9 protein-coding genes and 2 pseudogenes are annotated in these 15,244 nt (G+C 44.2%); 9 read left to right on the forward strand and 2 right to left on the reverse strand.

Annotated elements, in window-relative coordinates:
* The 6 genes and pseudogenes from Xhom_RS49460 to Xhom_RS49485 form a co-directional block, all read left to right on the forward strand.
* Window positions 1-373 (forward strand): annotated as a pseudogene (locus tag Xhom_RS49460) (hypothetical protein); the annotation flags it as partial.
* Window positions 337-747 (forward strand): annotated as a pseudogene (locus Xhom_RS49465) (phage GP46 family protein). The pseudogenes Xhom_RS49460 and Xhom_RS49465, both read left to right, overlap by 37 nt.
* The gene (locus Xhom_RS49470; RefSeq protein WP_069315697.1) at window positions 737-1,873 is read left to right on the forward strand and encodes a baseplate J/gp47 family protein; all 1,137 of its coding nucleotides are present in this window, start codon (window positions 737-739) and stop codon (window positions 1,871-1,873) included. Before Xhom_RS49465 ends, Xhom_RS49470 begins: the two are co-directional and overlap by 11 nt.
* Window positions 1,870-2,466, forward strand: coding sequence for a YmfQ family protein (locus Xhom_RS49475; protein ID WP_069315698.1), 597 nt, complete (start codon window positions 1,870-1,872; stop codon window positions 2,464-2,466). The genes Xhom_RS49470 and Xhom_RS49475 overlap by 4 nt, the downstream gene beginning before the upstream one ends.
* A gap of 51 nt (window positions 2,467-2,517) precedes the next feature.
* Window positions 2,518-3,516, forward strand: coding sequence for a hypothetical protein (locus tag Xhom_RS49480; protein ID WP_084023023.1), 999 nt, complete (start codon window positions 2,518-2,520; stop codon window positions 3,514-3,516).
* On the forward strand, window positions 3,516-4,130 hold the full coding sequence (locus Xhom_RS49485; protein ID WP_069315699.1) for a tail fiber assembly protein: 615 nt from the start codon (window positions 3,516-3,518) through the stop codon (window positions 4,128-4,130). Before Xhom_RS49480 ends, Xhom_RS49485 begins: the two co-directional genes overlap by 1 nt.
* Before the next feature lie 25 nt (window positions 4,131-4,155).
* On the opposite strand, the gene Xhom_RS49490 is transcribed toward Xhom_RS49485, so the two are convergent.
* Window positions 4,156-5,133, reverse strand: a complete 978-nt coding sequence (locus Xhom_RS49490; protein ID WP_069315700.1) for a tail fiber protein — start codon at window positions 5,131-5,133, stop codon at window positions 4,156-4,158.
* Between the two features lie 1,049 nt (window positions 5,134-6,182).
* Between Xhom_RS49490 and pntA the strand changes: the two genes are divergently transcribed.
* From pntA to Xhom_RS49505, 3 genes are all read left to right on the forward strand, one after another.
* Window positions 6,183-7,715, forward strand: coding sequence for a Re/Si-specific NAD(P)(+) transhydrogenase subunit alpha (gene pntA / locus Xhom_RS49495; protein ID WP_069315701.1), 1,533 nt, complete (start codon window positions 6,183-6,185; stop codon window positions 7,713-7,715).
* A gap of 10 nt (window positions 7,716-7,725) precedes the next feature.
* Window positions 7,726-9,114 (forward strand): Re/Si-specific NAD(P)(+) transhydrogenase subunit beta, encoded by a 1,389-nt coding sequence (gene pntB, locus Xhom_RS49500; RefSeq protein WP_069315702.1) that lies wholly within the window; start codon window positions 7,726-7,728, stop codon window positions 9,112-9,114.
* A 455-nt stretch (window positions 9,115-9,569) separates the two neighbouring features.
* Window positions 9,570-12,227, forward strand: a complete 2,658-nt coding sequence (locus Xhom_RS49505; protein ID WP_069315703.1) for a non-ribosomal peptide synthetase — start codon at window positions 9,570-9,572, stop codon at window positions 12,225-12,227.
* Between the two features lie 99 nt (window positions 12,228-12,326).
* Here Xhom_RS49505 and Xhom_RS49510 read toward each other — a convergent pair whose 3' ends face one another.
* Entirely contained in the window at window positions 12,327-15,236 is a 2,910-nt protein-coding gene (locus Xhom_RS49510) for a salicylate synthase (protein ID WP_335673759.1), read from the reverse strand.
* Between the last annotated feature and the right edge of the window lie 8 nt (window positions 15,237-15,244).

The following is a 15,244-nucleotide window of genomic DNA, read 5'->3' on the forward strand; positions in this document are numbered from 1 at the left end:
AAATCCCGGTGAAGTGGTGGTGTATAACCAGTGGGGACTGCATATCCTGCTGACCGAATCGGGGATCACCGTCGAGGCACAGGGGCAACCGGTCACGGTCAATAACGCATCTGAAGCGACCGTTAATGCATCAACAAAGGTGTTGCTGAATACGCCGGTATTAGAGGTCAAGGGCGATGTTATTGATAACTGTAACAGCAACAAAACTACCATGAAACAGCTCCGTGATACCTATAACGAACATACTCATCCGGTGCCGGGCGTGAGGTCAGGGGATTCGACCGTGACCAGCCAAACGACAGGAGCGACGGTACCTCAGCGTGGGATGTCAAAAATATCCATGCCGATTGGCTGGTTGGCCACGGTGATTTAGTCACCGGTAACGACCTGCAAACCGCGATTATTATCAGTTTGTTTACTGACCGGCAGGCGCGGGCGGATGATGACATTGACGGCACTGATCGCCGGGGATGGTGGGGCGATAACGGCGCTGATTATCCGATAGGTTCCCGTTTATGGTTGCTGCATCGACAGAAGCTCACCACTGCCGTCGCACTGGCGGCGGAGGATTACGCGCGTGAGGCGCTGCAATAGATGTTGGATGATGGTGTTGCGGAGTCCATCGATATTCGGACTCAGATTGTCTGGCCAAATCGTCTGAATATGATAATTCGTTACCAGCGTCCCGGCCGTGATGATGAGGGCGTTCGGTTTTTCTGGGTATGGGAGAGGGACAATGCCGTTTAAACGAAAAACGCTGACGGAACTCCGGGAGCAAAACCGCAGTTATTTGCAGTCAGAATTACAGGAAACAGGTCCATTATTACGGTTTTCCAATATGGGGGTATTGGCCGATATGGATGCGGGGATGGCACATCTGCATTATGGCTATTTGAATTATATCGCGAAACAAACCACGCCATTCACTGCAACCGATGAATGGTTGTCAGGTTGGGCCGCATTGAAAAAGATATTCCAAAAACCGGCGACGGCAGCACGTTGTGAGGACTATCAATTTACCGGGGCGGACGGGCTGATTATTCCTGCCGGTACGATACTCAACCGGGGCGATGGTTACCAGTATAAAACGGTCAATGAAACCCGGATTCATCATGGGCAGGGACAGGCTGTTCTCATCGCGCTATTGCCCGATGTTACCGACGATAATTCAGGCGGGGGTGCGGCGGGTAATGCGCCTGCCGGTACGGTCTTAATGCTGGACCAGAGTAGGGCCGGGGTGGATGTTGAGGGCACGGCAATTTCACCGATAGCGGGCGGCGCAAATATCGAGAGTGAGGCCGATTTTCGTTCCAGAATGCTGTTGGCCTATCAGGGATCACCTCAAGGGGGGTCGGATGATGACTATAAACAGTGGGCACTCGCCGTCCCCGGGGTTACCCGTGTCTGGGTCAAACCCCGAGCAGCAGGGGCGGGCACGGTGGGCGTGTATATTATGTGTGACAATAATGGGCGTGACGGTTTCCCCATGGGTACCGACGGTGTCTCATCACATGAACCCTATGCTGTTCATGCCTCCGGGGATCAGTTGCGTGTTGCTGATTATATTTACCCGTTACGGCCGGTGACAGCACTAATCTGGGTATTGTCGCCGATAAAACGACCCGTTGATTTCACGATTAACGGCCTCGCTCAGGTGGGCACTGACATCACCAACCGCATCGCCACCGCGATTGATACGGTGTTGTTTGAGAGCGGAAACCCGGACGGAACGGGGAAAATATTGATATCCGATCTGCAGTATGCGATTGCGGATGTGCCGGGCACGGCCGGTTTTGTTATCACGTCACCGACAAAAAATATGGAGTTGTCTGTCGGGCATTTGCCTGTGCGGGGTGAGGTCAAATACACATGAAACAATACAGCGTCAGTGAATACACCTCAGCACTCAACGGATTACTGCCAACGGGTATGGCCTGGACGCGAAATCTCCATTCAGTGATGAGTGCCACCATGAGGGCTATCGCGCACAGTTATCACCGCAGTGATCAGGATGCGCATTTGTTGCTGGAGGGCAGTTTCCCGGCAACCGCCACCATTATGTTATCAGAATGGGAAAAATCACTGGGATTACCTGATGAGTGTGCCATGGGGGAAATTGACAGTATTTCATTACGGCAAAAATCGGTGGTATCTAAATTATTACGAACAGGGGGCCAGTCAAAGTCCTATTTTATCAGTTTGGCGACTGAACTCGGGTTTAAAATTACCATTACGGAATTCAGGCAGGCCAGAGCGGGTCTGTCTGTGTGTGGTGATGCCCTGAACGGGGAGGACTGGCCCTTTGTCTGGCGGATTAATTCCCCGACAGCCACCATTAATTACGCGGTGGCGGGCGGAAGTTATTGTGGTGACCCGTTGCGGTCATGGGGAAATAAAAAACTGGAATGCCCATTTCAGAAAATCAGTCCGTCTCACACTATTCTGCAATTCGGTTATAACCCGTAATCAGTCATTAATTTTAATTTTATTATCACTTTCATTGAGTGAGGATTATTTATGCAAAAAATCGGTGATATTACAAATACCGCTGATGGCAATGGTGAGTATACAAACGGCAATGTCGCTGCGGGTGTAACACCAACACTATTAGATGCTGCGTGGTTTAATACAATCCAGCGAGAAATGATAAACGTAATATCCAAAGCGGGGATCGAGTTAAATAAAAATAATGATGCTCAATTATCAGAGGCAATATCTCAATTAATAGCCAAGAGTAAAATGACCCTGACAGATAGTTTAGGGAAATCGAGTGAATTAGCTGCCAGTCAAAAATTAACTAATCAGGTTAATGACAACGCCAACGCCCGATTAGCAAAGAACCAGAACGGGGCGGATATCGAGAATAAACAGCGTTTTGTTTACAATCTGGGGCTGACCGATACGGTAGACCTTGCCGTCAGTGCCATACCGAAATCCGCCATTACTCAACACTCCGGGATATCTCAGGATGAGGTGATGAGTCAGTATATTACTTCACAATTAATAAGTGAACGTATCAGGAAAGTGGATGCTGAATTATTAGCTGTGCCTATCGGGGGCATCTTGATGTGGTGCAGTCCGGTGTCCTATCCCGATAATTTCCTGTCAATGGCAGGGGGATGGATTGACCGCGAAAAATACCCTGAATTACTCAAACACTACCCGTCCGGACGATTACCCGACTGGCGGGGTTACGTGCCTCGTGGCTGGGATAATGATCGCGGGGTAGATTCGGGCAGTGGCAGGCAATTAGGCTCGTTTCAGGAAGATGCTATCCGGGATATCACCGGAGTGATTAGGACCGGCAGCCGTAAAACAGATGGGATTTACGACAATACCACCGGGGCGTTTTCAACGAGCGGCACGGGCGGCAAAATTGCGGTTTATGGTGAATCAGACCGTCCCAATGCCTATACCTATGAGGACAGGGAATTTCGGGCATCGCATGTCGTCCCGACCGCAACTGAAAACCGCATGAAAAACGTGGCCGTGATATTTTTAATCAGGGGGAGATAATGAACCAACCCACAATACCCCCCGTACAATTTGATGAAAAGGGTTTTGCCTTGTCTTATGGCTGGGCGCAGGTTTACCGTGCCAACACGGTAACCCGGGAATACGTCGGTGCAAGAGTGGAGCGTACGTCGGAAGGACTCAGTTTGTCTGCGGGGGCATATCTGGATGAACCGACTTTACCTCCGTTACCGGATATGACAATTTTCCGAACCGTTGACGATAAATCCTGGGAATATGTCCCTGATTACTGCGGTAAAATGGCGTATCGCACCCAAACCCGTCAACCGGTAGAAATCACTGAAATTGGTGACATAGCCGTCGGACTCACCTTTTTAGCCCCACAGACCCCGTTCGATAACTGGGACGGTAAACAGTGGGTAACCGATGTTCAGAAAGTACAGCAGTTACGGGTTCAGGATGCCGAACAACAAAAACGGCAATTCCTGTGGACAGCCAGAGAGAAAATTGATATCTGGCAGGACGCGGTTGATTTAGGTATCGCTACCGATGCCGAGAAAGCCGCTTTGCTTGCATGGAAGAAATACCGGGTGCTGCTCAACCGGGTGGATTGCACTACTGCACCGGATATCGCATGGCCGGAACAGCCGAAGTGATAATAGGGGCTGAGTGCCCCTGATTTTATTTCGCTGGGGTTATGTCAGTTAATGCATAAGCATAAACTTTCCCTTTAACCACCCCTTTGGGAGCTTCTGGAAAATTCGCCATATTTGATAGGTTATGGATCGTTGCATAACCTGACGCAAAAGCATTTAAAATGATCCCTTGGGCAAAAGGCCCTATTGATATGTAGATATCATAGTTATCACCGGATGTATTGATAGTTGCCAAATCAGTAGGTGCACTGCTATTGATTGTGTACATCACCGCATTGATTCCGTGAGGATAGTTATTCCCTGTTCTTAAGACTATATTGGCGATAGTGCATTGCTCAAAATGACCAACATTGTATCCAGAACCACCAATTAGATTAATATTAATGGTGCTTGGAGAGGCCATCGTCACCTCAGCAATTTTTACCCAAGCTGCTTTTTGAACCGTTAGGTCATAGATATATTGCTTACCTTGAATGGAATTTTTTGCCAATTCTACGGTTTTCTCTAAACCAAGATTGCTTACAAACGTATCCTTATCAGAAATATCCGCTCCATTTTGATTTTTAGCTAACCTACTTTCGGCGTTAGTATTTGCATTGACAGCATTCTGATTTGCGGTGATTGCCAATGCTTTAACTTCGCTGATATTAGAATCAGTCTCTGTTTTAGTGTAGGCTCCAACATCCCCCGCACTAAGGCTAATATCAGCAGACAGTGCCTTGCCATTAACTTTACGTCCGACTGGAACGCGGGCATTGGCATTATTGTTCGCGGCATTCGCCAAATCATGTGCAGCCTTCACTGCTTTTGGTGTTGCCGCCATAGTTTCGCTATCACTACCGACATCATTACTCAGGACAACAAATCCTTTATCTTGCAATGTTGCATCTGGATGGTTGCGGCTCTGGGCATGTTCTTCTATCGCGCTTTTAACATATTCACGAGTTGGCACAACTACAACGTTGTCTTCTAATGCTTTTGATTCAGGTTTTTTATCTTGCATATTTATTCCCTCAGTTCATCAACAATACAGATTGCTAAGATTGCTAAATAACATGAAGGCGGTGGGATACTGCTCCGCCAGTGAACATCAATAAAATCGGTTCATCAATATTGGAGAGTACGGCTTGATTAACTGTAATGGGTGAGTGGCATATTTTGATGGCAGGATGACATAAAATGACAGGTGGGGAATTAATAAAATCTATTCCTCTACTGATAAAATTTAGCATGATAAAAGCGAGATTTCCTGTATTTAACCTCTTAGTTTTCTTAATTTCTGGCTTTATGTATAAAATTAATAAAATCAATATGTTATATAAATGGAATTTGAAGGCTCGTTAAGGTGGTAATTCATGGAGAAGCGTTAAAAAAATAGAGAGCTAAAAACAGGAGGGAAGTTTCTTTTTCCAGTAATACACTGAAAGTAAGTTAATTTATTATTTTTGCCCAGTACCTTTAATATGACAGCTTAGATTCAAGCCCTCCCTGTAGTGATCCCCACATGTTAAAGGGCAGAAAGCAGCCCTTTGATGATTATCTTTCCTTTTTATTCTCACCTTGAAACCGCTCCCAATTTTTCTTATCTAATAAGTATAAAATCAATTTTTATGTACCACATTATGTACGCTTTTAGCGTGTACATGGTTGCGTACATATATTTTATTTTATATGAAAAATTAAATGTAATTCATTGTTTTTATTTATTTATTATTTTTTGTCATGAGTATTACATTTAATGCCAATTGTCGCACGAAATTATGCTTTGCAAATAAACGATTATTAGTTTTTGGTATATAGAACCAAGAATTTTAATAAATGTAGTGATTTATACAAACTGAAGTATCGTTTACATTGAAAGGTCATTTTGTTTCTCTGACAATATGTTTTCTTACGCAATGATGACAATTCATTAATACTATTTTCATGATGTTACTATTTTTCATTTTATTGATAGGTTTTACTGATGGTAGTAATAAACGCAATCTAATCGTTAAATAGATTTCAACAAGTAATAATCGGCAATATCTCATCTTCAAAGAAGGAAACATTATGCATATTGGTGTACCAAAAGAGCGCCTTCTCAATGAAGCTCGCGTTGCTGCCACTCCATCAACCGTGGAGCAATTGTGTAAATTAGGATTCCACATCACAGTTGAGACAGAAGCAGGGCAACTTGCCAGCTTTGGCGATGTTGCTTATCAAAAAGCAGGAGCTGATATTGTAGAGCATCATCAAGTTTGGCAAGCAGATATCATTCTTAAAGTTAATGCCCCTAAAGACAATGAAATAGCCTTGATGAAAGAAGGTGCTACGCTAGTTAGTTTTATCTGGCCAGCGCAAAACCCAGAATTACTGGCAAAGTTGTCAGAGCGTAAGATAACGGTTATGGCAATGGATTCAGTACCACGAATTTCCCGTGCCCAATCTCTCGATGCGCTCAGTTCTATGGCAAACATTGCAGGCTACCGAGCCATTATTGAAGCAGCCCATGAATTCGGACGTTTTTTCACAGGACAAATTACAGCCGCAGGTAAAGTACCACCAGCTAAGGTCATGATCATCGGAGCAGGGGTTGCAGGGTTAGCAGCGATTGGGGCTGCGGGTAGCCTTGGTGCCATTGTCCGTGCTTTTGATACACGCCCAGAAGTGAAAGAACAAGTGCAAAGTATGGGGGCCGAATTTCTGGAATTAAATTTCAAAGAAGATGCTGGTAGTGGTGATGGTTATGCAAAAGTGATGTCGGAAGCTTTTATCAAAGCAGAGATGGAATTGTTTGCTGCACAAGCAAAAGAAGTCGATATTATCGTCACAACTGCATTGATTCCAGGTAAACCTGCGCCATGCCTTATCACTAAAGAAATGGTTGATACCATGAAGTCGGGTAGCGTAATTGTTGACCTGGCTGCCCAAAATGGGGGTAATTGCGAATACACCGAGGCCGATAAACTTGTTGTGACACCAAATGGAGTCAAAGTTATCGGTTACACCGATTTGCCTAGCCGACTACCTACTCAATCATCGCAACTCTATGGAACAAATCTGGTCAATTTTCTGAAATTACTATGTAAAGAGAAAAATGGTGAAATCACCATTAATTTTGATGATGTCGTTGTACGTGGTGTCACTGTTATTAAAAACGGAGAAATTACATGGCCCGCGCCACCAATCCAGGTTTCTGCTCAACCGATAGCTAAACCTGAATCGGAGAAAAAAGACAATAAGCCAGCAGAAAAATCGCAATCTCCGTGGCTGAAATATGGGTTATTCGCATTAGCAATAATTCTATATGGCTGTCTAGCGCGTGTCGCTCCGAAAGAGTTTTTATCCCATTTTACCGTCTTTGTTCTGTCTTGTGTTGTAGGTTACTACGTTGTTTGGAATGTTACTCATTCATTGCATACACCACTTATGTCTGTCACCAACGCTATTTCCGGGATTATTATCGTTGGCGCAGTATTACAACTTGGTGAAGGAGGATGGGTGAGTTTCTTCTCATTCATTGCAGTATTAATTGCCAGCATCAATATCTTTGGTGGCTTTACTGTCACACATCGAATGCTGAAAATGTTTCGTAAAGGATAAGGGGTAGCTTATGTCGAACGGAATGGTTACAGCTGCATATATTGTTGCCGCTATTTTCTTCATTTTCAGCCTTGCTGGACTTTCCCGCCATGAAAGCTCCAAACGGGGTAATATTTTTGGTATCGTAGGTATGGCAATTGCGTTGATTGCCACAATTCTGGGACCTGATGCCGGTAACGTTGGCTGGATTATTTTGGCAATGGTCATCGGCGCTGTTATTGGTATTCGTCTTGCTAAAAAAGTGGAAATGACGGAGATGCCGGAGCTGGTCGCTATATTGCATAGTTTTGTTGGCTTAGCGGCGGTCTTGGTGGGTTTCAATAGCTTTATCAGCCATGACATTTTCGTCAATATTATTATGCATCATATTTATCTGACAGAAGTTTTCCTCGGGATATTCATTGGTGCTGTGACATTTACAGGTTCTGCTGTGGCATTTGGTAAATTGCGAGGGATACTCTCCTCCAAACCATTGATGTTGCCACATCGCCATAAACTCAATCTGGTTGCTTTAATTGTTTCCTTTGTTCTGATGGTCACCTTTATAAAAGCAGAAAGTACTGGTTTACAAATTTTCACTTTGCTAGCAATGACAATCATTGCACTTGCTTTTGGCTGGCACTTAGTTGCATCTATTGGTGGTGCGGATATGCCAGTGGTTATTTCCATGCTGAACTCATATTCAGGTTGGGCGGCAGCGGCAGCAGGCTTCATGCTGGACAATGACTTACTGATTGTTACTGGTGCTTTAGTGGGCTCTTCAGGTGCAATTCTTTCTTACATCATGTGCAAAGCGATGAACCGTTCTTTCATTAGCGTAATCGCTGGCGGTTTTGGTACAGATGGTTCTTCAGTAACTGATGAACAAGAGATGGGAGAATACCGTGAAACAACAGCAGAAGACGTTGCTGAACTGCTAAAAAACTCAACTTCAGTGATTATTACTCCTGGATATGGCATGGCCGTCGCCCAAGCACAATATCCGGTTCATGACATCACGGCAAAATTACGCGAGAAGGGGATTAATGTTCGTTTTGGTATCCATCCGGTTGCGGGACGTTTGCCTGGTCACATGAACGTTTTACTTGCTGAAGCTAAAGTTCCTTATGACATTGTCTTGGAAATGGATGAGATTAATGATGACTTTGCTGAAACAGACACAGTTTTGGTTATCGGAGCTAATGACACAGTTAACCCTGCAGCTCAGGACGATCCTTCCAGTCCGATTGCAGGAATGCCAGTTTTGGAAGTCTGGAAAGCACAAAATGTCATAGTGTTTAAACGTTCTATGAATACAGGATATGCCGGAGTACAAAATCCAGTCTTCTTTAAAGAGAATACACAGATGTTATTTGGTGATGCTAAAGCGAGTGTTGAAGCAATTCTTCGGGCTTTATAGCAGCCATAAAACAGACTTTATATCAAGAGCTTCGTGTTAAAACATGGAGCTCTTTTTTACTTCCTCTCAAATCTAACAAACTACCAAACATGAATAAGCCGTTGACAAGTTGGCTGAATATTATAATCAGCTATTAAATATCAGCCTATTTAGTCAGAGAAAGAAAATATTTGTCAATTTTATGAGTTAGATCCTAATAGGATAGTCTCTAACTCATTATAAATAATGAATAAGTTAGGCCTCATAGATGAGAGCAATGTTATGAAATATTATTTTTTGTTATTTAAATACGGTGTAAATATTACTAATGTATTCTTAATTAAGAACTTTCAAAACTAACCAATTATCCCATAAGCCATTTCTCAAATATTTATTGCTCCCTCAAGTCTGACATGTTTTATCCGGTTAATGGGGTTCTATTGTCCAGTATTTTATTAAATTAAAGGGAAATAAGTATGCTTGCTGATTCTCTGACAGAAAATCATTCTTCCGATTGTTGTGTGCATGAGTTTTTTGAGAGACAGGTGTTGAAAACACCAGATTCTGTCGCTGTTCGATTTGGGGAGCAATTACTGTCTTATCGGGAGTTAAACCGTAGGGCAAATAGATTAGCACATCACATTCATCGTTATCATCATGATGGCGATAAAATTTCTTCAGTAGGGATCTGCTTAGAACGTAGTATTGATACCGTTGTTGCGGTTATTGGTGTATTGAAAGCAGGGGTCACTTACGTACCGATTGATCTCAGCTATCCTACCGAACGTCAAGCTTATATTCTGAACGATTCCAATGTGTCGGTGGTTATTTCTCGTGATGATATAATTTCCTCACTTCCAGAGACAATTACCTGTATTGATTTAGCTCACCATGATTTTTCCTCTAGGAATGAAAATGACAATAACGATAGTGAGGCAGAAAATCTAAGTGTTAATTGCTCCCCCCAAGATCTCGCTTATCTTATTTATACCTCGGGTTCGACAGGAAAACCCAAAGGCGTACAAATGCCTCATCAGGCTTTAGTAAATTTGCTGGTTTGGCAGCTCCAAAATCAAGGCGATTATTCTGGTAAAAGAACTTTGCAGCTTTCGCCACTCAGTTTTGACATTTCGTTTCAAGAAATCTTTTCCACCTTATCCTGTGGTGGCGAATTGATACTAATCTCCAACCACCTACGGCTGGATCAATTGGCGTTGATATCCTTTATTGCAGAGCAACGGATTGAACGAATATTTCTGCCCTATGTCGCACTGAATGGTTTAGCAATGGCCGCTATTGCACAGAAATGTTACCCGGAAAACCTTATTGATGTGATCACCGCGGGGGAGCAATTAGTGATTACAACCGCTATCAGGCAGTTTTTCAATATATTACCCCATTGCCGATTGCATAACCATTATGGCCCATCAGAAGCACATGTTGTGACAGCTTATACCTTGGAAGGAAAAGCGGAAAATTGGCCTGTGTTGCCTACCATCGGTTCGCCAATCCATAATGTTGAAATCCATTTATTGGATGCCAATAATCGTGCCATTACGGATAACACACCGGGAGAACTTTGCATTGCAGGGCGACAATTGGCGCATGGCTATCATCAACGTCCTGAAGAAACGGCTGCCAAATTTGTCTATCTTGCCGTGAATGGAAATTCCCCCACACGAATGTACCGTACTGGTGATTTAGCAAGATGGCGGGAAGATGGATTGTTGGAACTTTTTGGCCGGATGGATTTTCAGGTCAAAATCCGTGGATACCGCGTTGAACCAGGAGAAGTTGAAGCTTTGTTGATGCAACATCCCGCAGTGCGTGATGCGGTAGTACTGGCGCAAGGTGAGAGTTCTGAAGACAAGCGTTTGGTTAGTTTTGTCATTGCCTCGGAACAAGCTTCCCTGCACCATTCTCAGAGCAGCATCAAAGAGAGCATTCAGCAGTTTATGAAAATTGTGGCTCCCGACTACATGCGGCCCGCAGCCATTGTCATCGTCGATAGCTTCCCTTTATCTGCCAGTGGAAAACTTGACCGCAAAGTCTTTCCGGTTATTTCCATAGGAAAACTCAGACAGCAGGATTTCGCCCCAGCGAAAGAGGGAGCTGAACAGGTGCTAGCTGAAGTGTGGCGTGAATTATTAGGTATTAAAACCATCAGCAGAAATTCCCATTTCTTTAATCTGGGTGGTCATTCATTACTAATCATAAAAATGGCGTTAGCTTTACGTCGTCGTGGATTCACGGCGGATGCACACATTCTGTACCAGAATCCAGTATTGTCTGAATTGGCAATGCAATTGCAAGTTTGTGAGCCAACGGAGAAAGACTCAGACATAGTGGAAAAAGTCCTGTTACGGGATGACAAATCTGTTCCGTCCTCATTTGACTTAAGCAAGCATTGGGGAGAAGGGGCTGTTGCGGAAGTTCGTCGGATATTACCAGAGAATTTGTGTAATCAGATCCGGCAACAATCTAGAATACACGGAGTCACGGCTGCCGCTTTATTTCACTTGTCTTGGGCAAAAGTGATCGCTTGCCTGACAGGATGTAATGACGTTGTATTTAGCACCGTGTTACTGGGGCGTAGGTTGATGTGTGAGGATGTCGAAAAAGCAATGGGGCAGTTTATCAAAATATTGCCACTTCAATTGCACTTGGATAGCCAGTCTGTGCTTACCTGTCTCTGGAATGCGCAAGGCAGCCTGATGAAATTGGTGGAGTACGAGTGGGCATCATTATTGGATCAACAATTAGAATCGGCGCGACAATCAATACAAGCATCGGGAACAACATCATTATTTAACTCATTACTGAATTACTACCATAGTGAACTATACAACACTATTCCGGCACATCCTTTTCAGGCAGAAAATCCTGTCCCTGCGAATGAAATCAATTATGCTGGAATTACGGAGCGGACACACTATCCGATTTACATTAGCATTGATGATCTTGCGGAAGATTTTGTGATTAATGTGCAAATTGCACAGGAGATGCGAGGGATTGAACCTGTATTAATTTGTGACATGTTCTTAATGATATTACAGGAAATGGTAACTGCGCTGGAAATTTCGCCAGAGAAAAAAATAGGGCACATTTATTGTAGTAATTTAGCTCCTATCTGATGTTTTTATTTGGAGTATCCGAAAAAATTAATCACCCTGGGAAAACTCGAATAATTCGGTTTTCCCAGAAGTGTTATTACGACTTATCCCAATAGACTCTTAGTCTTTTTTATCGGAATAAGGGCGTACGTATTTCATAATGCACTCAAGTTTTTCACAGGTTTCCTGCCATTCTCTTTCTGGTTTTGAATCTCTGACCAGCCCCGCACCAGCCTGAAGCCAACTACGTCCTTTATGTTGATAGAAAGAACGTAATACCAGCGCGGCATCCAGTTTGCCTGAGCTATCCAACAACATGACACAACCACTGTAAAGCCGGCGCGGTTCACCTTCATAACGAGAGATGGCTTCCAATGAAAGCTTTTTCGGTATCCCTGAAGCGGTAACTGCCGGAAATAGGGCAATGAAAGCATCCCAACGATTTTTGTCCGTTTGCAGCAATCCTTTTACTCGTGATGCCAAATGTTGTACCGAACCACGTTCACGAATAGCCATAAATTCTGATACGCAAAGCGTGTCTGCCTGACAAATCGGGGCCAGTTCTTCTAATGCGAGTTTGGCAGATACAGCGTGCTCAGCGATTTCTTTCGGATCAGAAAGTAAATCAGCCCGCAACTGTTGATCCTGCTCCTTGTCATGTGTCAATGCTCTGGTGCCTGCCAATGGTTGGCTATTAACCCAACCGAAACCATCTGCCTCAACTACGGTTTCAGGGCTGAAACCGTAAGCAGAAAATTCTTCATCTCGTAAGAAGAAAGAGCGGGCTGGGGTGTTAGCCTGACGGCCTAGCCAGTAACTGTGTGTTATATCAACATTTGAACCAAGTTCAACCTTGCGTGACAGGATCACTTTTTGATAGTGGCCTGCGGTAATATCCTTGACTGCACTTGCAACACTGTTTTGATAATTATTTCTAGCGTTTGTTGTATTGATAATTTCCAGCTCTTTTGTATATGGGAAAGCCGGTGTGCCTGCTTGCTCAGCTAGCCTGACTTTTTCTCTCAATATTGGGATTTGGTCTTCTTCCAGCGTCCGTATCAGAACTTGTCCTTGAGTTATGCGTAATTCATGCTGTGGAACAGTGATTTTTATTAATGCTTCATTTTGCTGTTCTAATGATGGATCTAATGGTATCCCGTATGTCATATGGGAAAACTCAAATAGTGTTCTGCCATAAGCACGCCAGTCTTTAATAGGAATCGTGTTGAGTACCTGCTCAAGTTTCTGGCTTAATGTATTGATATCGTATGGATAATGATTTCCTTTTGAATCAATCAATTGTCCAGATGCATCTGCGCTTATGGTGGCTGCACAGCCTATCCCTAATGACCATTCCCCTTTGATTTCATAGAGTGTACAAGGTTGTACATCATTGTCTGCGAGCAAGTGGGTGACCAGATCTAATGGAGTGCTGGTAATAGCGATAGTGTGTTCATGATATTGTTGCATTGGGCTTCCGTGTTCTGTTTGTGCCATCTGTACTAACTGACGTTTGTCGATTTTTCCTACTGTGGTTAATGGCCAATACGCCACAAACAACCATTGATCAGGGATTTTATGACGCTGAACGCCTTTCTGATGTAAAAATGTCTGTATCTGTGTGGGTTCCGGTTGGTTGCTACTTTTTGATATGCAAGCACAAATTCGTTCACCCAAGAGTTCATCAGGAACAGCGATGACAACTGCATCATCAATATCTGGATGTTGCAGCAGTAATGTTTCAACTTCTTGTGTCGAGATTTTTTCGCCACTGCGGTTGATCTGCTCTTTGATTCGTCCCTCAACGATTAGGTTACCTTCTGGTCTCATACGAACCAGATCGCCTGTACGGTAGAAACCATCAATGGTGAAAGCGACAGTATTATGTTGCTCTGCCCGGTAATACCCTGCGATGGTATAGGGGCCTCGTGTAATCAGTTCGCCTACCTCACCGGATGCAACAGGTTGCAGATTGGCATCAACAATTTTGATCTCATCTTCTTCTGATAATGGGCGCCCCTGGGTGTTAATAATGACCTCATAGGGATCGTCCAGTCGGGTATAGCAAAGCAATCCTTCCGCTGTGCCAAATACCTGTTGCAAAGGCCCAAGGCGTGTCATGACCTGTTTTGCCAGTTCCGGTGTGAGCCTGCCTCCACCGACTTGTAAACAGCGCAGGGATGAAAGGTCGCTCTGTTCCCAATCACGGGCCTGCTCCCAGAGTCGGGCAAGTGCCGGGACTAACGCTACATGTGTCACCTTGTGCTGTTCTATCAATGGCATGGCTTCATCACAACTGGCGGTATCACTTAGGAGTACGCATCCTCCCTGAGAAAGTGTGCCCAGAATTCCGGGGCTGCCTAAGGTGAAATTATGTGCAACAGGCAGTACCGCTAAATAAACACTTTCGGTATTAACTGAGCACAGGCGAGCTGAGAGTACAAAATCATAAGTATAGGCATCGTGAGTGCGTGGAATTAATTTCGGTGTACCTGTCGTTCCACCGGAAAGCAGGAGTACGGCAATATCGCCGTAACATGGGCCAGAGACATCAAGCGGTTCACCATCAATGGAGGATAAAGCAATAAATTCCTCCGCTTCCCCATCAACGATAACATGCTGCATATCAGGGCAAGATGCCGCTACTTCCCGTGCCATTTCCCGATAATCAAAACCGTGAATACAATCAGGGATAATATATGCCACTGGGTGGGCAATCTGGCAAAGTGCATGAACATCATGTGCCCGTTGTGTCGGCATTAGTAACACTGGATGAGCGCCTAGCCTGAATAGGGCAAAACAGGTAACAACAAAAGAGATCCGGTTAGGTAATTGCACCATAACGTTGTCACCACGACGGATCCCCCGCTGGAATAATCCACTTGCCAGCCTTTCCGCAGCTTGATGGAGTTCACGGTAAGTTAATTGTTGCTCTTGATAAATCAGCGCTGTTTTATCACCCCAGATACTCGACCATCCTGCAAGCTGTTGGTCTATTGTTTCGCCATTCCAATGATAGTCTGGCGTCATAGTAAGAT

Source organism: Xenorhabdus hominickii, assembly GCF_002632725.1.
Taxonomy (GTDB): domain Bacteria; phylum Pseudomonadota; class Gammaproteobacteria; order Enterobacterales; family Enterobacteriaceae; genus Xenorhabdus; species Xenorhabdus hominickii.

Coding starts and splice junctions, on each gene's coding strand:
- Xhom_RS49505 (WP_069315703.1), top strand. CDS start 9,570: ATGCTTGCTGATTCTCTGACAGAAAATCATTCTTCCGATTGTTGTGTG.
- Xhom_RS49475 (WP_069315698.1), top strand. CDS start 1,870: ATGAAACAATACAGCGTCAGTGAATACACCTCAGCACTCAACGGATTA.
- Xhom_RS49480 (WP_084023023.1), top strand. CDS start 2,518: ATGCAAAAAATCGGTGATATTACAAATACCGCTGATGGCAATGGTGAG.
- pntB (WP_069315702.1), top strand. CDS start 7,726: ATGTCGAACGGAATGGTTACAGCTGCATATATTGTTGCCGCTATTTTC.
- Xhom_RS49490 (WP_069315700.1), bottom strand. CDS start 5,133: ATGCAAGATAAAAAACCTGAATCAAAAGCATTAGAAGACAACGTTGTA.
- Xhom_RS49485 (WP_069315699.1), top strand. CDS start 3,516: ATGAACCAACCCACAATACCCCCCGTACAATTTGATGAAAAGGGTTTT.
- pntA (WP_069315701.1), top strand. CDS start 6,183: ATGCATATTGGTGTACCAAAAGAGCGCCTTCTCAATGAAGCTCGCGTT.
- Xhom_RS49470 (WP_069315697.1), top strand. CDS start 737: ATGCCGTTTAAACGAAAAACGCTGACGGAACTCCGGGAGCAAAACCGC.
- Xhom_RS49510 (WP_335673759.1), bottom strand. CDS start 15,236: ATGACGCCAGACTATCATTGGAATGGCGAAACAATAGACCAACAGCTT.